The following is an 18,001-nucleotide window of genomic DNA, read 5'->3' on the forward strand; positions in this document are numbered from 1 at the left end:
TCACATGTTGAATGCAGTAGGCCAAGCGCAAAACATTCTGCTCGTGGGTGGCACCTCGGACATCGGCCTCGCCATTGTGCGCGAGTTCGTGTCCCGCGGAGGCAACCCGAATGTCACGCTTGCAGCTCGCAAGAACTCCCCGCGTATCGACGCCGCCGTTGCTGAGGTCACCAACGCAGGTGCAGGCTCCGTTGAGGTCCTGGACTTCGACGCGACCGATTTCGCGTCTCACCCGGACGTGATCAAGCAGGCGTTCTCCGGTGGCGATGTTGACGTCGCCGTGGTTGCCTTCGGCACCCTGGGTGACCAGGAGCAGCTGTGGCAGGACCAGGCGGCAGCCGTGGAGTCGGCGCAGGTGAACTACACCGCGTTCGTGTCCGTCGGCGTGCTGTTGGGCCAGGAGATGAAGCGCCAGGGCCACGGCACCATCATCGCGATGAGCTCCGTTGCGGGCCAGCGCGTGCGTCGCTCCAACTTTGTGTACGGCGCGTCGAAGTCTGGCATGGATGCCTTCTACCTCCAGTTGGGTGAGGCGCTTCGTGACTCCGGCGTGAAGGTGACTGTGGTTCGCCCAGGCCAGGTACGTACCAAGATGACGGATGGGCTGGAGGAGGCTCCGCTGACCGTCGATAAGGAAGAGGTGGCGCAGACTGCTGTTGAGGCTGCGTTGAAGGGCGAGCCAAGCGTGTTTGTGCACAAGCTGTTCGGCCCGATTTCCTTGGTGCTGCAGCACATCCCGGCAGGGATTATGCGCAAGCTCAACTTCTAATTCCCGGCGGGGAACGTGGTGGATGCGCTGCGATGTGCCAAACTGAGTGCATGACAGATACATCCATCCAACCCACGCTGGAGTTCAAGACCGTCGACTACGAGCCTGACGCTGTGTCATGGACGTCGGCGGTCTTGCGCATGCTTGCGGCCGGTACCAGCGCGGCGGTGGTGACGTTGGCGGTGTGGTACGTGCTGCACTCCACGTCGCTGCCTGCGTTTAATACCTCGATGGTGACGCGCGCTCTATCCACGGGCGGCTCTTTCGTTGTGATTCTGTGCGCGGCGTTGGCGTGCTGGGCGTGGGTGCGGAAGCGCCTGTCGCGGCCGGTGCGCGTGCTTTGCCAGGCTGTCTGCGGGCTGGCCCCGGCTGGTCTGGTGATTACGGCGTTGGGGATCCCGCTGGCGTCGACCCGCCTGTGGCTGGACGGCATCCAGGTGGATCAGGGCTTTCGTACCCAGTTCTTGAGCCGGATGACCGAGGTGGCCACCAACCAGGACATGAACTACCTGGACCTGCCTACCTTCTACCCGATTGGGTGGTTCTGGCTCGGCGGGCGCCTCGCGCACCTGCTGGGCATGGAAGGCTGGGAAGTATACCAGCCGTGGGCGCTGGTATCCCTGGCTGCCGCGGCGTGCGCGCTGGTACCGATTTGGCGGAAGCTGTGCGGCTCCCTGCCGGTATCCACGCTGATCGCGCTCGTATCGACGGGCATCGTGCTCACCGAGACTCCTGACGAGCCCTACGCGGCGATCGTCGCCCTCTTCGCCCCCGCGGCCGCTGTCACCGCGTACAAGGCACTGACGGGCTCCTGGCAAGCCACGGTGGTGCTGGCGCTCTACCTGGGCGTTTCCGCCATGCTCTACACCCTGTTTACTGCGATCGCCGCGCTGACCGTTGTGGTGATCGCGGTGCTGTTGTGGTTCCGCCGCAAGTTCGCGCGCGGCCCCGTCGTGCACCTTTTGGCTTCCGGGGTGGGTGCGCTGTGCATCGCGGCGATTGGTTGGGCGCCGTACCTGTACGAGTCGGCCTTCGGCGGTTTCGACGTGCGCCACACCGCGAACCACTTCCTGCCCGCCCAGGGCACGGTGATCCCGCTGCCGTTCTTCTCCCTGTCCATCATCGGCGTGCTGTCGGTGTTGGGCCTGATCTTCATGGTTGGGCGCCTGCATGTGCCTGAGGTGGCGTCGTTAGCTGTGATGGTGGTGGTCTGCTACACCTGGGTGATCGTCTCGATGTTTGCGTCGCTGCTGGGCACGTCCCTGCTGGGCTTCCGCATCGAGGTGCTGCTGATGCTGCTGTTTTCCACCGTGGGTATCTTCGCGGTGGCGGACTTGCGCACTGCTGGCGTCGATTATTACTACCCGGGCCACTTCAAGGAGCGCACGCAGCGCGTGATCACCGCGGTGCTCATCATCGTGGTGGCTGCGGGCACGCTCTCGTTCGTGCAGCGCATCCCGGCACTCAACGAGGCGCACATTGACCAGGCGTACTCGGATACGGACGGCTTCGGCGAGCGCGCCGACCGCTTCCCGCCGGACCCGGGCCGCTACTACGGCGAGATCGACGAGTTCATCCAGTCCCACGGCTACACCCCTGGGGAGACCGTGGTGTACACGGATGAAATCAACTTCATGGCGTTCAAGCCCTACCACGGCTTCAACGCGTTCACCAGCCATTACGCCAACCCGTTGGGCGAGTTCCACCTGCGCAACGAGGCGCTTTCGCAGTGGGCGAAGCTCTCCTTCGACGCCCCCGAGAAGCTCGACGCAGCGATGCAGGACACGAAGTGGACGGCGCCGCAGGCATTCATTTTCCGCGGAACCATGAGCGATGACCTGCGCGAGGACGCCACCGAGAACCGGGATGTGGCGTGGAAGACGCACATCGGCCACAACATCTTCCCGAGCGAGCCGAACGTGCGCTACGAAGGCCTGTTCTTTAACCCGAAGGCGTTCCCCCGCGAGACGTGGGACGCGAAGCAGATTGGTCCGTTTGTCGTGGTGGTTCGCAATGCCGCCACGCCTGAGAAGTAGAGTATGCCCCTGTGACAACTGAGACATCCGTGAATCCCGTGAACCCTGCGAACCCACAGAGTGCGGCGAGCACGCCCGGCGCGCAACAACCTCGGCGCGCCCCGCGCCAGCTGGTGGCTGCGACCGTCGTGTCCGGCTTCATCGCCTTCGTGTTGCTGCTGCTGACGCCGCTGCTGCCTGTGACGCAGGTGCAGTCGTCAGTGCAGTGGCCGCAAGGCGGCTCGGTGGGGTCGGTGAATGCCCCGCTGATTTCGCTAGCGCCGCAGGAGATTGACATGACGGTGCCGCTGGAGGCGACGCGTCACCTGCGTGAAGGCCAGAACATTATTGTGTCGACGCTGCCTGCGTCCTCGGAGGAAGCGACGGACCGTGGCCTGTTTGTGTCGGCGCCGGATGGCGGGTTGGTGGTCAGCTCGATTAATAAGGTGCTCTTCGAGCTGAGCCCCGGCGAGCTGGCGGGTATTGGCCCGGATAAGCAGCTGCGGGTGCACATCACGGATGAGCAGGCGGAGATTTCGGTGCCGGGCACCAGCTTCGAGGAGGTCCTCGAGGATGACTACCGTCCGCAGCTCAGTGGCCTGTACTCGGAGTTGAAGGAGGAGGCGTCGGCGCAGCTTATTGACGCCGGGCTCGCCGCCAACATCGAGATCAACTCTCGCTTTACGTCCAGCCCGACCCTGGTGAAGTCACTAGCGATGTGGCTGGGGCTGGCTGCGATGGCGGTGAGCCTGTGGGGGCTGTGGCGCCTGGATCAGCTGGATGGGCGTCGTATCCCGCTGTTCAACCGTCGTTGGCGCACGTTCAAGCCGCTGGACGCGGTGGTGCTGGCGGTGCTGGGGTTCTGGCACGTGTTCGGCGCGAACACCTCGGATGACGGCTTCCTGCTGACGATGGCGCGGGTCTCGAACGACTCGGACTACATGGCGAACTATTACCGCTGGTACGGCGTGCCCGAGGCGCCATTCGGCTCCCCGTTCTATGACGTGTTGGCGTTGTTGGCGAAGGTGACGACGGCGTCGATGTGGATGCGCCTGCCGACGCTGCTGGCCGCCATCCTGGTGTGGTGGCTGATTTCGCGTGAGCTGCTGCCGCGCTTCGGCGCGGTCATCGCGGACCGCCGCATGGCGTACTGGACTGCAGCGTTTGTGTTCCTGGCGTTCTGGCTGCCGTACAACAACGGCACCCGCCCGGAGCCGATTATCGCGATGGGGTTGACGCTGACGTGGGCGCTGTTTGAGCGCACGATCGCCACGAAGCGACTGGCCCCGGCGGCGCTGGGCACGGTGGTGGCGGCGTTCACGCTGGCCTGTGGCCCGACGGGTCTGGCGGCGGTGGGCGTGTTCCTGATCTGCCTGCCTGAGGTGTTCCGCATCATGAACAAGCGACGCGCGATTGCCCCGGGCATCGCGTACATAGCGGCGTTTCTGGCGGCGGGCTTCGCCGTGATGGTGCCGGTGTTCAAGGACCAGACCCTGGCGACCGTATTGGAGGCCACCAAGGTGCGCGGCGAGGTCGGCCCGGCGCTGTCCTGGTACTCGGAGTGGGTGCGCTACGGCACGCTGTTCCAGGAAGCTGTCGACGGCTCGCTGTCGCGCCGCTTCCCGATGCTGGTCTTCGCCTTCTGCGTAGTCCTCATCCTGTTTTCGATGGCACGCCACGGCGCGATCCCAGGCACGCCTGCGAAGCCGACGCAGCGCCTGATGCTGATCATCGGGCTGTCCACGTTCTTCCTGATGTTCACCCCGACGAAGTGGACGCACCACTTCGGTATTTACGCGGGTATCGGCGGTGTGGTCGCAGCACTCGGCGCGGTGGTGCTGTCTCACTTTGCGCTGCAGTCGGCGCGCAACCGCTCCTTTGCGATCGCCGCGGTGCTCTTCCTGGTGTCCCTGAGTCTGGCGGGCTGGAACGCGTGGTGGTACGTGTCCTCCTTCGGCGTGCCGTGGTGGGACAAGAACCCACAGGTGAAGGGCATCGAGGCGAACACTGTTTTGCTCGGAATTACGCTGGTGATTGCCTTGGTGGGCGTCGTCCAGTGGCTGCGGCCGCGCCCTGATTCTGTGCGGGAGCGCGCGGCGGCGTCGCGCTGGGCGGGCGTGATGGCCGCGCCGATCGCCGTCGCCGCGGTACTCATGGTGGCGTTTTCCTGCCTGACCTTTGTGAAGGCGTTCGCGGAACAGACTCCGAACTACTCGGTGGGCATGGGCAACGTGAAGACGTTCAAGGGTGACATCTGCGCCCTCGGCAGCGAGATCTTGCTGGAGACCGACACGAACGATTCCTTCCTCACCCCCGTCGACGGGGTGCCGCTGGGCCGCTCGCTGGACTCCGGCGTGAACCGCGCGTTCCACCCGGACGGCGTGCCTGCCACGATCGCGGACGACAACGCCGACACCACGGATACGAAATCGGGCGACGACACCGCCATCGAGACCGTCCAGTCCGATGCAAACGAGGAGCCTGAGCTCTCCTCGGATGCACGCAGCGTCGAGGGCAACCGCCCGTTCACGCTGCGCGGTGTCAACGGGTCGACGGTGCGCCTGCCGTTCAACCTGGACTTCAACCGCATCCCGCTGCTGGGCACATACGACGAGCGCGCGACGCGCACGGCCTACCTGGAAACCACCTGGTTCGAACTGCCACAGAAGCGTGACGACGCCCCCCTGCTGGTCACGTCCGTGGCTGGCAAGATCGCGCACCACGACATTAATGGCGTCGAAAAGGAAGGTGCCGAGCTGGTGCTGGAGTACGGCGTGCGCAGCGACGACGGCTCGATAAAGACCCTGGGCGAGACCGAGATGCTGGACCAGGGGCCGACGCCGAAGTGGCGCAACCTGCGCTACCCCATCGCGGACCTGCCCGAGGAGGCAAACGTGGTGCGCCTCGTCGCCGAGGACGCCTCCCTTGCGGAAGACGACTGGATGGCCGTCACCCCGCTGCGCAACCCGACGCTGCAGCCGCTGAACAAGATGTTCGACTCGGACACCCCGGGCCTGCTCGACTGGTCGGTGGCCTTCCAGTACCCGTGCCAGCGCACGTTCAACCACTTCGCTGGCGTGACCGAGATCCCGGAGTTCCGCATCATGCCTGACGCACCGGGTAAGCAGCAGCTGTCCGGATTCATGGACTTCCTGGGCGGCGGTGCGCTGTCCACCGCGGAGGCCGTGAACTACTCCTACCAGGTGCCGGGGTACATGAAGGGCGACTGGCAGCGCGACTGGGGTTCCCTGTCCCGCTACCAGCTGCGCACGAACTCCATCGGTGAGGTGCCAGCGCTTGCTGAGATCCAGCTCGAAGAGGTCACCCGTTCAGGGTGGTGGACCCCAGGCCCGATGAAGATTCGGGAGGTCTAACAGCTAAGATGAGGCGCCATGCGCGCTTTCGCATCCCTCCGCTCCGTTCTTGTTGCCGCCGCTACCGCCGCCCTTGTCGCGGTTGGTGCGGCGGCTCCGGCGTCTGCGCAGCAGCTGCAGCTGCCGGCGCCGATCGCACCGTCGTTCCGGCTGCCGAGCCTGCTGAAGTCCCAGGGCTGCAAGTCGGAGTACCTGATCGCGGTGCCGGGTGGCGTCAATACGATGCCGGGGCTACCGCGCAACCTGCCGCACGGCGGGAACGTGTGGCTCACGGGCGTGCTTACCCAGCTGTATACGGGTGGGCAGATTCAGCCGCTGTGGATCGCGTACGACGCCGCGCCGTTCGCCACCACGCAGTACCAGACGGCGTCGAATCGTGGCTACGCGGAGACGAAGAAGGCCGTCGCGGGCATCGCAAACGCCTGCCCGAACGCGCGCTTCAGCTTCACCGGCTACTCCCTCGGCGCGGATATTGTGTCGCGGATGCTGAATAGCATTGCGCATGACCGTGGCCCTATCGCGAAGGAGCGCGTCGCCTCGGCTGCCCTGTTTTCCAGCCCCTACCAGGGCGGGAACGGTGCGGTGATGGCTGCGGGAACGTCGCCACACGTGCGCGGCGCGCTCGGTGAGCTTGAGGGCGGCTATGGCGACCTCGGTGAGCGCGTGCTGGAGATCTGCAACACCGGCGACATCGTGTGCTCCCCGACGGAGAATCAGCGCGAGATCGTCGACCCTGCGATGGACGTCAACCTGAGCAGCGGCGGGATGCCCCGCTGGGTGATTGACATCGCGCGCGCGAACGACGGCCGCACGAGCAGCATCATCCACTCGATCGGTGCGCACGGGTCCTACACGCTGGCGCAGCAGCATGAGGCTGCGAACTGGATCGCCAACCACCGCTAGTCCCTCCGACGCGCATGTCCGCCCCACACGTTAGAGTTGTGGGCATGCATGATCTTTTTCATCACGTAAACGGCGAGTGGGTCGAATCCCACGAGATCCCAGCCGATCGCGGTATCGACGGCTCCTTCTACGCCCTGCGCGACAAGGCGGAGGAGGACGTCCACGCGATCGTCTCGGAGACCAGCGACCTGTTCGCCTCCTTCATGGATACCGACGCCATCAACGCCGCAGGCACCGCGCCCCTGCAGCCGGACCTGGACCTGATCGCGGTGAAAGATATCGAGGAGTTCGCCCACAACCTGGGCGTGCTCGACCGCACGGGTGTCGGCTCCCCCCTGGCCTTTTGGGTTGAAAAGGACTCCCAGGGCGAGGACAGCGTGCCCTACCTGGTCCAATCCGGCCTTGGCCTGCCGGATGAGGCCTACTACCGGGAGGACGCCCACGCGGAGACCCGCGCCACCTACCAGAAGCACGTGGCCCGCATGCTGGCGTTTTTGGACCCGGCGTACCTGCTGGGGCTTACGCCTGAGGTGGCGGCGCAGCGCATCATGAACCTGGAGACCCAGGTGGCGGCCAGCCACTGGGATGTGGTGCGCAGCCGGGACGCGATGGCTACCTACAACCCGGTGGAGTTGGCGGAGTTGCCGTCGATAATTGTGACGATGCTGCGCGGCGCCGGGCTTCGCGACGGCCGCGTGATCAACATGATGCCCTCATTCACCGAGGACTTAGCGACGATGCTTCGCCCCGAAACCCTCGCCGACTGGCAACTGTGGGCGGCGTGGACCGTGCTGCGCTCGCGCGCAAGCGTGCTCACCGAGGAGATCGGGCGGGCGAACTTCGAGTTTTACGGCACGGTACTCTCCGGCGCGACGCAGCAGCGCGACCGCTGGAAGCGCGGCGTGGGGCTGGTGGAGTCGCTGGTTGGCGAGGAGATCGGTAAGGAGTATGTGGCGCGCCACTTCCCTTCCGAGTCGAAGGAGCAGATGCTCGCGCTGGTGGACTACCTGGTGCGGGCCTACGAGCAGCGCATCAGCGACCTGCCGTGGATGACGCCGGCGACGCGTGAGCGCGCCCTGGAGAAGCTGCGCCTGTTCCAGGCGAAGATCGGCTACCCGGAAACCTGGCGCAGCTACGAGGGGCTGATCTTTGATCCTTCCGGTGAGCAGCTGGTGGCCAACGTGCGCCGCGGCGCCGCCTTCGAGCACGACTACCAGCTGGGCAAGATCGGCAAGCCCTCGGACCGTTCCGAGTGGGTGACCACCCCGCAGACCGTCAACGCGTTCTACAACCCGGTGGTCAACGACATCACCTTCCCTGCCGCGATCCTGCAGCCGCCGTTCTTCGACCCGGAGGCGGACCCGGCGCGCAACTTCGGCGCGATCGGCGCGGTGATTGGCCACGAGATCGGCCACGGTTTCGACGACCAGGGCTCGCGTTACGACGGCCACGGCAACCTCAACTCCTGGTGGACCGACGAGGACCGCGCCCACTTCGAGGAGCGCACCGCGAAGCTGGTGGAGCAGTTCCAGGGCCTGGTGCCTTCCGTGCTGGAGGGCCAGGACGTGGCGGGGGTCAACGGCGAGTTCACGCTCGGCGAGAACATCGGCGACCTGGGCGGCCTTGGTATCGCGGTGGTGGCGTACCAGCTGTACTGCGCCGACAACAACGTCGAGCCGAACCTGGAGGAGCTCTTCCTGGCGTGGGCCCGTGTGTGGCGCTCGAAGGCGCGGCCGGAGATGGCGGCGCAGCTGCTGGCGATTGACCCGCACTCCCCGAACGAGTTCCGTTGCAACGTCATCGCATCCAACGTTGACGAGTTCTACGAGGCCTTCGACGTGGAGCCCGGCTCCCCGATGTGGATCGCCCCGGAGGAAAGGGTCAAAATATGGTAGAGGAATCGTCGCTACAGCCCGGCGCGGAGGGCGCGCACTACCCACTCAACGAGCAGGGTTCCGAGGAGTTCCAGGTCGGTGGCGTGGAGCGCACCCTGCCGGAGTCCGAGCAGCTCGCGCAGCTGGTGTCCTACATCGAGGCGTCCTACGAGGACTCCCCGCAGTACCTGGCGTTGCTTCCGGACCGGATTACGCACGCCGCGATGCTGATGCTGGGCTCCGCGGTGGATCACCAGATGCCGGGCGTGGCGTTGACCGGGGACGTCTCCGTCGAGGACGCCCCGCTGGGCCAGGTGTTCACCTCATCGAAGGCGCCCGCAAAGGGCGGCGTGTGGGTGGTGTCTTGCTACGACGGGCCAGCGGATGCCCGCGAGTTCGCCTGGCGCCCCGAGGTTGCCGCCTGCGCTGAGCAGGCCGGTGCCCGCGCCTACGACGTGGACGACCCGGCCGGCGTCGCCTCCGCCGTGCATGCCGCACGCCAGGAAGGCGCGGACGTGGTCGCGGTATGGGGAATGGGTTCCTCGTGCGCGCTGCTGCCCGCCGACGCGGACGCCTACGTGCTCACCTTCCCCACCGAATCCGCCGAATCCGCTGGGGCCCTCGCGACGGCTGACGCGAAGGTGCTGCTGCAACGCGCCTCCGACGCCGCGTGGGAGCAGCCCTCAGTCGAGGGGGCGGAAGTGAAAGAGTACGTCTCCACCGGGGTGATCGCTACCCCGGCCCAGCACCGGCGCAAGGTCCTGGATGCCGCGGAGTTTCTTGCCGGACTTGGTACGGCCGAACGCTGACGCGGGCGTGGCGTCGTGGCGCTGCACGATGCCACGGCGTACGTCGACGGTGTTGTGGTAGGCGCTGCCGTTCGTCAGCGCCGCCACCGCCCACGTCTCATCCAGCGTGGTGCCCCAGGAGACAGAGGCGGTCGCTGTGGTGGCCTCGTTGGCCCAGCCCATCTTGGAACCCTGCACGCCGCGCAGACGCGCGGTGCCGAACTGCTGACCAAACCCGTCAGAGGCCACCAGCGACTGCCGACGCATCCCGTCCAACAGCGGCTCAGCAACCGGGTCCCACAGGATGGCCGCGATGAAGGTGGCCACGTCCCTCGCAGACGTCAACGTCGTGCCCCACGCGCCGACGCGCTGCGTTCGCTCCAGCTCGAAGTCGGCGGCAATCTCGTCGATGGCCTGCGGGTAGCGGGCGTCGAGTTCCTCGGCGATCGCGTCGTTGGAGACGCGCACCATCTCCTCCACCTGCGCCTTCTCCTCCTTCGTGCCGTTATAGAGCACCCAGTAGCCCAGGTAGAGCTTGGCCAGGGACAGGGCGGCGCGCGGCTCCTCGCCCGCCGGGGAGATCGACACCCGGCCGTCCGGGTGCACCACCGCCAGCGCAGTGCGCTCCCGCGTGTAGCCGGGGTTCACGTGAAAGCCCTGCAACGCAGGCATCAGCGCGCACACCAGCAGCGCAGCGATCCACTTCTTCAACACAGTGCTTCCGCTTCGTTTCGCGCCCTAGAGGTCCAGGATGGAGTCTGCTTCGCTGACGTCCTCGCTGACCGGCTCCGGCACCTCGCACAGGTACACGTTGGCGCCGGTGGCGTCCTTCGCCCCAAGCATCGGGCCGAACGGGCTGAGCGTCGGACCAGCCAACACCTGGCCGCCACCCATACGCACCGCATGGGACGCCGCATCAACGTCCTTGACGCCGAAGTAGGAGTGCCAGACCGCCGCAAGGCCGTGCTGCTGCAGCCGCGGGTCCAGACGCAGGCCCAAGAACGCCGCGCCCTCCTGCAGCGCAATGTAGTAGCCGCTTTCCTTGCGCAGCTCCCAATCGAACAGCTCCCCGTAGAAGTCCACGGTGGCCTCATCCGGCGCCACGCACTCGTACCACACCGAAACACCCGGCTCACCAGCGGCAACGAAGGCGTCCTCCCCCGCCGGGCGCATCAAGCCGAACAGACCACCGGATGGGTCGGCACACACCGTCATCACACCGAAGTCCACCTCCTGGGAGCTCAGCACCTTGCCCCCCAGCGGCTCCACGCGTGACTCAATCGAGCCGTCCGCGTCCATGAAGTACGTCACCCACAGGTCCCGCTCCTGCTTCGACGGCACGAAGCCCGCCACCGGCAGCCCGTCCTTGCGGGCAACCCGGTACGTCTCGCCCGTAACTTCCCACCCGAGCACCTTCGAGTAGAAGTACGCGGACTTCTGCACGTCTTTGGTCAAGCAGTCCTGCCAGTACGGCATCCCTGGTGTTCCCTGAAACGCAGGCATTTACATGTTCCTCCACTTTTCCGGATCGAAATCGTCGTTCGCGGTGCGCTCATCGAAGTAGTCGCCGTCATCCCCGCCGGTGCTCACGGTTGCCGTTTGGGTGCCGACGGTGACGGAGTCGGCGTCGAAAAGCAGGTGCCCGCGCGCACGCACCACCTCCCCATTGACACTGACCTCGCCGGCGTTGATGAGCTCCTTGGCGTGCCCGCCGGACTCCACAAGGTTGGCCACCTTCAAAAACTGACCGAGCTTAATGCTCTCCCCCGAAATCACCACATCAAACGCCATGATTACACCACCGGCGGAGCAAGCTTGACCGCAGTGCCCACCGCGGACACCAACATCATGCCGCCGTCAGCGCCCATGGACTCGTAGTCCACCTTCACGCCAACCACCGCGTCAGCCCCCATCTCCGCGGCGCGATGCCACAGCTCGTTCAGGGCCTCCTCGCGGGCGCGCACGACGTCGGCCTCCCACGCGGCGGCGCGACCACCCACAATGTTGCGAATGCCCGCCGCGAAATCCTTGAACACATTCATGCCGACGATCGCCTCGCCGCCCACGATGCGCATGTACTCAGCGATGGTGCCCCCATCGACGGAATTAGTAGTGCTTAGAATCATGCAGCCAGTCTAAGCCACGCCCCCGACACTTAGCGTTCAGCCTGGTCAGTCGGCATAATCGACAACGTATCGATGTTCACGTGCGGCGGCAAACTCGCCACCCAGCGCACCGCCTCCGCAATGTCCTCCGCGGTCAAGTTCAACTTGCCCTCGTACACCGCGTACGCACGCTCGGCATCGCCCGCGAAACGGTTCAGGGAGAAGTCCGTCTTCACCCGGCCAGGGTCAATCTCCGTAACACGGATGTTGTTCTCCGCCTCCTCCCGTCGCAGCGCCCGCGTGATCCCGCGCAGCCCGTACTTCGCCGCGTTATAGCCGCTGCCGCCCTTGTACGCGTCAGTCGCCGCCACGGACCCAATGTTCACCACCAGACCGGACGCCTCCAGCAGGTGCGGGTACAGGGCCTTCGTCACCCGCATGGTGCCGAGCACGTTCGTCTCGTACATCCACTGCCAGTCGGCGGGGTTGGCGTCGCGAAGCAGGTCGAGGCCCTTCGCGCCGCCCGCATTATTCACCAGCAGCCCAACCGGCCCCTCAATTATCGACGCCAACTCTGCCACACTCGCCTCATCCGTCACATCAAGGCGCACCGCCACGCCTCCGATCTCCTCCGCGATGGCCTGGCAGCGCTCCACCCGGCGCGCCGCCACGTACACCTTCCAACCGTCCGCGGCGAGCGCCCGCGCACACGCCTCCCCGATCCCGGCGGAGCCTCCCGTTACTACGGCTACTTTCGTTGTCTCTGTCATGGTTGGCAGTGTAGTGCTCGTGCTGGGTCGGCGCGCTGCCTCTCTGAGCCCGGTGCCCTGTGCCGACGCCCTCATATCGTTCCGGTCGAGGTGTTAAAGGAGTGCGACGCTGATCGCTGGAAATCGTCCCGGCCGGGTGAAAATGCGCGACCTGCATCGCACGCTTCGAAGCGCACGCTTCAAGCGGTTTTGGGGTGTGTTGGAGGCTTGGTTTTGGCGCTGTTGGGTGCGTGGTGCTGGAGAGATGGCGCGCTGCCGACTAGTTTTCGCGTGGTCTTCGCGCGGTCTTCATTCCGGTCGAGGTCTTAAAGGAGTGCGACGCTGGTCGTCAGAAATCGGCCGGGCCGGGTGAAAATGCGCGACCTGCATCGCACGCTTCGAAGCGCACGCTTTTAACAGATTTGGGGCGTGTTGGGGCTCGTTTTTGGGGCGCAAAACGGATACAGCATGGCCCCGGTACCCTGGCTGGTATGTATTCGATGGAGCAGATGCGATCAGGTCAGTGGTACCTCCCCGGCGGCGAGGAGGCCGACGCCCAACACGCCCGGACGTGGGAGTTGATGCGCCAGGTCAACGCCCTGGGCAACACCGATCAGCCGCGGGCGGAGGAGCTGTTGCGGCAGGTGTTTTCCAACAGTGAGCACGTGCCGGGACTGTTCGCGCCGCTGCATGTGGAGTTCGGGCTGAACACCCGGTTCGGCAAGGGGTGCTTCATGAACTTCAACTGCGTCATCCTCGATATTGCGGAGGTGACCATCGGGGACGGGTCGGTGTTCGGGCCGGGCTGCCAGCTGATTACGGTGGGTCACCCGGTTGAGGATGCGGCGAAGCGGGCTGAGGGGTGGGAGATCGCGAAGCCGGTTCGGATTGGGAAGGACTGCTGGTTCGGGGCGGGTGCGATGGTGATGCCTGGCGTGACGGTGGGTGATCGTTGCGTGGTGGCCGCCGGCACGGTGGTGACGAAGGACGTGCCAGATGACTGTTTGGTGGCGGGGGTGCCGGGCGTCGTGAAGCGAAAGTTTGCGCAGGATGCCTGAGCACGCGTTTGACCTGGGCAAGATTGGGGAGGGGCTGCCCGTCGCGAAGGTGATTGGGGAGCTGCCGCGCACCGGGCCGCTGGTGGTGGAGGCGCCGCCTGGGACGGGTAAGACGACGCTGGTGCCACCGGCGGTGGCAAATGTGTGTGGGAAGACGCTGGTGACGGCGCCGCGGCGTGTGGCAGTGCGTTCGGCGGCGAAGCGGCTGGCGGACCTGGATGGGTCGCGGCTTGGGCAGCGGGTGGGCTACTCCATTCGTGGTGAGCATCGGGATGGTTCGCTGGTGGAGTTTGTGACGCCGGGTGTGCTGCTGAACCGCCTGTTGCAGGACCCTGGCCTGGAGGGCGTCAACGCGGTGATCATCGACGAGGTGCACGAGCGTGGCCTGGACACCGACCTGGTGCTGGCCATGTGCATGGAGACTGCCCTGCTGCGCGATGACCTGTACCTGTGCGCCATGTCGGCGACGCTGGACGCGCGCCGCTTCGCCGACCACATGGGCGCCGAGGTGCTGTCCACGGAGGCGGCGACCTACCCCGTCGAGGTCACATATGCTCCGCACGCTGGGCGGATGCAGGGTTCGCGCGAGTTCTACCGGCATGTGGCCGCCCTCGCGGAGGCGCCGGAGCGCACCCTGGTGTTCGTGCCGGGGGTGCGGGAGGTGGAGCTCGTCGCCAGCTTTCTTGACGACGCCACTCCGCTCCACGGCCGCTTGTCCTCCGCGGAGCAGGACGCCGCGCTCTACGGGGATGCTGCGGTGGTGGTGTCGACGAACGTTGCGGAGTCCTCGGTGACGGTGCCGGGTGTGCGCCGCGTGGTGGATGCCGGGCTTACCCGGGTGCCGCGGCGGGATGCCCGCGGGATGACGGGCTTGGTGACGGTCTCTGCGGCGAAAAGCAGTGCGGACCAGCGGGCGGGCCGCGCCGGTCGCCTGGGGCCTGGCACGGTGGTGCGGGCCTACTCGGAGACGGACTACCAGCACTTTCAACCGGATGTGGCGCCGGAGATCGCGACGAGTGACCTCACGCAGGCGGCGCTGCAATTGGCGGCGTGGGCGTCGCCAGACTTGCCGCTGCTGGACCCTCCCCCGGCGCACCACTTGGCCGCTGCACAGGAGACGCTGCGGCTCATCGGCGCGCTGGACGATGAGCACCGCATCACCGCCCTCGGTGAGAAGCTGGTGCGCATGCCGGTGGATCCGCGGCTGGGGGCCGCGTTGGTGAAGTTCGGCTCGGGCGCTGCGGACACGGTGGCCAAACTCGCCGACCAGCCCGCGAAACGCCTGGCCAGACTCGTACACCAGTCAGCGCCGGTGGCGCCTGGCGACGTGATCGCGGCGGCGTACCCCCAGTGGGTGGCCAAGCGCGACGGGGGCGAGTACCTGCTTGCCTCAGGAACGAGGGCGCGGCTGGACGTGCCGATCGGCGCCCCGGAGTGGATCGCGGCCGCAGAGGTGCAGCGCACTGCGCGGGGTGCGGTGATCCGCGCGGCGGAACCGCTTGCGATGCCGCAGGAGCGCGTCGAGGAGCACGTGCGCGCATCACTGGTGGACGGGAAAGTGCGCGCACGCAGGGTCAAAGCCATCGGCGCCATCGAACTGAGCGCCACCCCGATCCGCCCCGAGCCCCACGAGGTGGAAGAGGCACTGCGCGACATCAGCTTCGAAGATTTCGCGCTTGATAGCGCCGCCACCGCCCTCAAGCAGCGCCTCGATTTCCTGCACGCCACCATCGGCGAGCCGTGGCCGGACGTGACCAAGGGCGACTACTCGCTGGAGGTGGCGCAGTTGGCCAGGGGGGCGTCGATAAGAGAGCTGGACATGCGACAGGCGCTGATGCGGCAACTGCCGTGGCCCGAGGCTTCGCGGCTCGACGAGCTGGCGCCGACGCGCATCGCGCAAGGCAAGCTGGACTACTCGACGGGCCGACCCGTCGTGCGGCTGAAGCTGCAGCTGGCGTTCGGGCTGGCGGACTCGCCGGTGATTGGCGGGCAGCGGGTGCTGTTCCACCTACTCTCCCCTGCTGGGCGCGAGCTGGCGGTCACGGACGACCTGCGCAGTTTTTGGAACGGGCCCTACCAGGACGTGCGTAAGGAGATGCGCGGGCGCTACCCGAAGCACCCGTGGCCGGAGGACCCGTGGACGGCGACGCCTACTGCTCGAACGAAGCGCACGCTGAATAAATGATGCCGCCGCCGACAAGGCCAGCGACCGTCAGCACCGACGCGATGCCGAGGTCCGCATTGCGGCGGTTGTACTGGCGCGGCTTGAGGTGAATGTTCACCGGCTTCGCCAGGTTTGTAATCTGCAGGTTAACGCTGTCCTGCACCGCAACGATTGGTAGCCCCATTTGGGTGGCAAAGCCGAGCGGGATCAGTGCCAGCAGCGGAATGCCCACTGCCAAGGAAGTCTTGGAACACTTCGGCGTGATCTGCTCAAAACCGAGCGGCTTCAGGAAGTCCGGTGCCACGCCTTCATCCGTTCCCGGGTTCGCCACAGTGACTCGGACCGGGATGATTTCCGTGGATTCGTCGCCGTAGTGGGCAACGACTGGCCACTGGTAATCGCCAGGATCGACGCCGACAGATGGCGTCAGCTCGATGGAGCCATCGGCTTCAGAAAGGTGCGCCCAGCTGGGGATACTCGTGCCGCTGTACCAGGCTTGGCCCCTGGGCAGTGGTGGGGGTAGTGTTTCCGTACTACCGATAGTTACGGTTGTAACGGGGTAATTGCCCTGCACGATCGCCTGTCCGTGCGCAGTTTCTACCGCCACGGCATGTGGGGAGGTGCAGGCAAGCATGACTGCACACGCAGCAGCTGTAATCCGGCCACGCATGACCGACCTCCTTCGACGCTTCACGGCTCTCATCATAAGGTAACTTATTCTCCATGACTAATGCCCAATCACACACGGTGACCATGTGGACGCTGGTGTCGCTCATTATTGGCTCCACCATTGGCTCCGGCATCTTCGCCTTGCCGCAAAATATTGGCTCCGTGGCGAGCCCCGGCGCAATGCTCATCGGCTGGGTTATCGCCGGGGTGGGCATGCTCTCCATCGCGTTCGTGTTCCAGATCCTGGCGCGGCGCAAACCGCACCTGGACTCGGGCGTGTACTCCTATGTACGCGCTGGCCTGGGCGACTTCATCGGGTTCACCTCTGGACTGGGCTACTGGTTGGGTTCCGTGATGGCACAGGTGGGCTACGCCACCCTGTTCTTCTCCACGGTGGCCTACTACTTCGCCCCGCTGAATAATCGGTGGGTGCTGGCTGTGGCGGTATCCGTGATGACGTGGGGCATCTTCATCATGCTGACCCGCGGCGTGAAGCAGGCTGCCGTGATGAACGTGGTCACCACGGTGGCCAAGCTGGTGCCGATCCTCTGCTTCATCGTCTTGGTCGCCTTCCTCGGCTTCTCCTGGGACAAGTTCACCTTGGACTTCTGGGGCGAGGGCTCGGCCATCCCGTTCTCGCAGCAGCTGCAGGGCATCATGCTCTACACCGTGTGGGTCTTCATCGGCATTGAGGGCGCCTCCGTGTACTCCAAGCAGGCGAAAACCCGCAAGGACGTGGGCCGCGCGACCATCATCGGCTTCCTGTCGGTGCTGTTGCTGCTGGTCTTAGTGTCCACGCTCTCCTACGGCGTGCTCACCCAGGAGGAGCTGGCGGCGCTGCCGGAGAACTCGATGGGTGCCGTGCTTGAGGCGGTCGTCGGCCCGTGGGGCGGCGTGTTCATCTCAATCGGCCTGTGTCTGTCGGTGCTGGGCGCGTACGTATCCTGGCAGATGCTGTGTGCCGAGCCGATCGTGCTCATGGCGAACGACGGCCTGCTGCCGCAGTCGCTCGGCGTGGCCAACAAAGCGGGCTCCCCGTTCCGCGCGCAGCTGATCTCCACCGTGGTGATCCAGCTGTTCGTGATCATCTTCTTCGCCAACGAGACGTCCTATAACGCGATGGTGCAGCTGGCGACCATCATGTACCTGCTGCCGTACATCTTCTCCTCGCTGTACCTCATCCTGCTCGCGGTGCGCGGCAAGGGGCTTAACCACCCGAACGCGGGCGTGCGTTTCGACGACTCCGGTCCGGAGGTCAGCCGCAGCGACAACCAGCGCCACCTCATCGTCGGCGCGGTCGGTTTCGTGTACTCGATGTGGCTGATCTACGCCGCCGACCCGGTCTACGTGCTCTTCGGCGCGCTCGCCGTGGTTCCGGGCATCATCCCGTACGTGTGGACGCGCATCGCGAACAAGGAGCGCCTCTTCAACAGCTTCGAGTGGGTTGTGGTGGCGATCGTGATCGCGGGCGCTATCGCAGCCGTGGTCGGCCTGGCCAACGGCTCTCTGCAGCTCTAGTCAGCTCTCAGCAGC

At 65.7% G+C, this 18,001-nt stretch carries 14 protein-coding genes; 8 read left to right on the forward strand and 6 right to left on the reverse strand.

What is annotated here, in order from left to right; genetic code table 11:
- Nucleotides 1–4 precede the first annotated feature (4 nt).
- Genes dprE2 through JMN37_RS04770 form a run of 5 tightly spaced genes read left to right on the forward strand, consistent with a single transcriptional unit; the run spans nt 5 to nt 8,956 of the window.
- A complete protein-coding gene (gene dprE2, locus JMN37_RS04750) occupies nt 5–769 on the forward strand; it encodes a decaprenylphospho-beta-D-erythro-pentofuranosid-2-ulose 2-reductase (RefSeq protein WP_071573658.1) in 765 nt (254 codons plus the stop codon).
- Between the two features lie 50 nt (nt 770–819).
- Complete coding sequence (locus tag JMN37_RS04755; RefSeq protein ID WP_252931181.1) at nt 820–2,805, forward strand: galactan 5-O-arabinofuranosyltransferase; 1,986 nt, start codon at nt 820–822, stop codon at nt 2,803–2,805.
- Nucleotides 2,806–2,816: 11 nt separating this feature from the next.
- A complete protein-coding gene (locus tag JMN37_RS04760; RefSeq protein ID WP_083433267.1) occupies nt 2,817–6,158 on the forward strand; it encodes an arabinosyltransferase domain-containing protein in 3,342 nt (1,113 codons plus the stop codon).
- Between the two features lie 18 nt (nt 6,159–6,176).
- Nucleotides 6,177–7,061, forward strand: coding sequence for a cutinase family protein (locus JMN37_RS04765; protein WP_252931182.1), 885 nt, complete (start codon nt 6,177–6,179; stop codon nt 7,059–7,061).
- A 44-nt stretch (nt 7,062–7,105) separates the two neighbouring features.
- Nucleotides 7,106–8,956 carry a M13 family metallopeptidase gene (locus JMN37_RS04770; protein WP_071573661.1) on the forward strand — a complete coding sequence of 617 codons (1,851 nt, stop codon included), beginning with the start codon at nt 7,106–7,108 and terminating at the stop codon, nt 8,954–8,956.
- 662 nt (nt 8,957–9,618) lie between these two features.
- On the opposite strand, the gene JMN37_RS11415 is transcribed toward JMN37_RS04770, so the two are convergent.
- From JMN37_RS11415 to JMN37_RS04795, 5 genes are read right to left on the reverse strand one after another with little or no spacing between them, the layout of a single operon-like run.
- Nucleotides 9,619–10,437, reverse strand: coding sequence for a hypothetical protein (locus JMN37_RS11415; RefSeq protein ID WP_070477228.1), 819 nt, complete (start codon nt 10,435–10,437; stop codon nt 9,619–9,621).
- A 24-nt stretch (nt 10,438–10,461) separates the two neighbouring features.
- Nucleotides 10,462–11,226 carry a VOC family protein gene (locus tag JMN37_RS04780; RefSeq protein ID WP_071573663.1) on the reverse strand — a complete coding sequence of 255 codons (765 nt, stop codon included), beginning with the start codon at nt 11,224–11,226 and terminating at the stop codon, nt 10,462–10,464.
- Nucleotides 11,227–11,514 carry an RNA-binding S4 domain-containing protein gene (locus JMN37_RS04785; RefSeq protein ID WP_070477226.1) on the reverse strand — a complete coding sequence of 96 codons (288 nt, stop codon included), beginning with the start codon at nt 11,512–11,514 and terminating at the stop codon, nt 11,227–11,229.
- A gap of 2 nt (nt 11,515–11,516) precedes the next feature.
- A complete protein-coding gene (locus JMN37_RS04790) occupies nt 11,517–11,849 on the reverse strand; it encodes a heavy metal-binding domain-containing protein (RefSeq protein ID WP_070363307.1) in 333 nt (110 codons plus the stop codon).
- 29 nt (nt 11,850–11,878) lie between these two features.
- On the reverse strand, nt 11,879–12,598 hold the full coding sequence (locus JMN37_RS04795) for an SDR family oxidoreductase (RefSeq protein WP_252931183.1): 720 nt from the start codon (nt 12,596–12,598) through the stop codon (nt 11,879–11,881).
- Nucleotides 12,599–13,068: 470 nt separating this feature from the next.
- On the opposite strand from JMN37_RS04795, the gene JMN37_RS04800 reads away from it, so the two are divergent.
- Both JMN37_RS04800 and JMN37_RS04805 read left to right on the forward strand, forming a co-directional pair.
- Complete coding sequence (locus tag JMN37_RS04800; RefSeq protein ID WP_070363310.1) at nt 13,069–13,635, forward strand: sugar O-acetyltransferase; 567 nt, start codon at nt 13,069–13,071, stop codon at nt 13,633–13,635.
- A complete protein-coding gene (locus tag JMN37_RS04805; RefSeq protein WP_070479006.1) occupies nt 13,628–15,820 on the forward strand; it encodes an ATP-dependent RNA helicase in 2,193 nt (730 codons plus the stop codon). Before JMN37_RS04800 ends, JMN37_RS04805 begins: the two co-directional genes overlap by 8 nt.
- Here the strand turns inward: JMN37_RS04805 and JMN37_RS04810 are convergent.
- Nucleotides 15,786–16,469: a Rib/alpha-like domain-containing protein gene (locus JMN37_RS04810; protein WP_070479007.1), complete on the reverse strand. Its 684-nt coding sequence runs from the start codon at nt 16,467–16,469 to the stop codon at nt 15,786–15,788. The two genes, JMN37_RS04805 and JMN37_RS04810, sit on opposite strands and share 35 nt — an antisense overlap.
- A gap of 53 nt (nt 16,470–16,522) precedes the next feature.
- On the opposite strand from JMN37_RS04810, the gene JMN37_RS04815 reads away from it, so the two are divergent.
- Entirely contained in the window at nt 16,523–17,986 is a 1,464-nt protein-coding gene (locus JMN37_RS04815) for a basic amino acid/polyamine antiporter (protein ID WP_070479009.1), read from the forward strand.
- Nucleotides 17,987–18,001: the final 15 nt, after the last annotated feature.

This window comes from Corynebacterium lipophilum (assembly GCF_024102595.1).
GTDB lineage: Bacteria > Actinomycetota > Actinomycetes > Mycobacteriales > Mycobacteriaceae > Corynebacterium > Corynebacterium pseudogenitalium.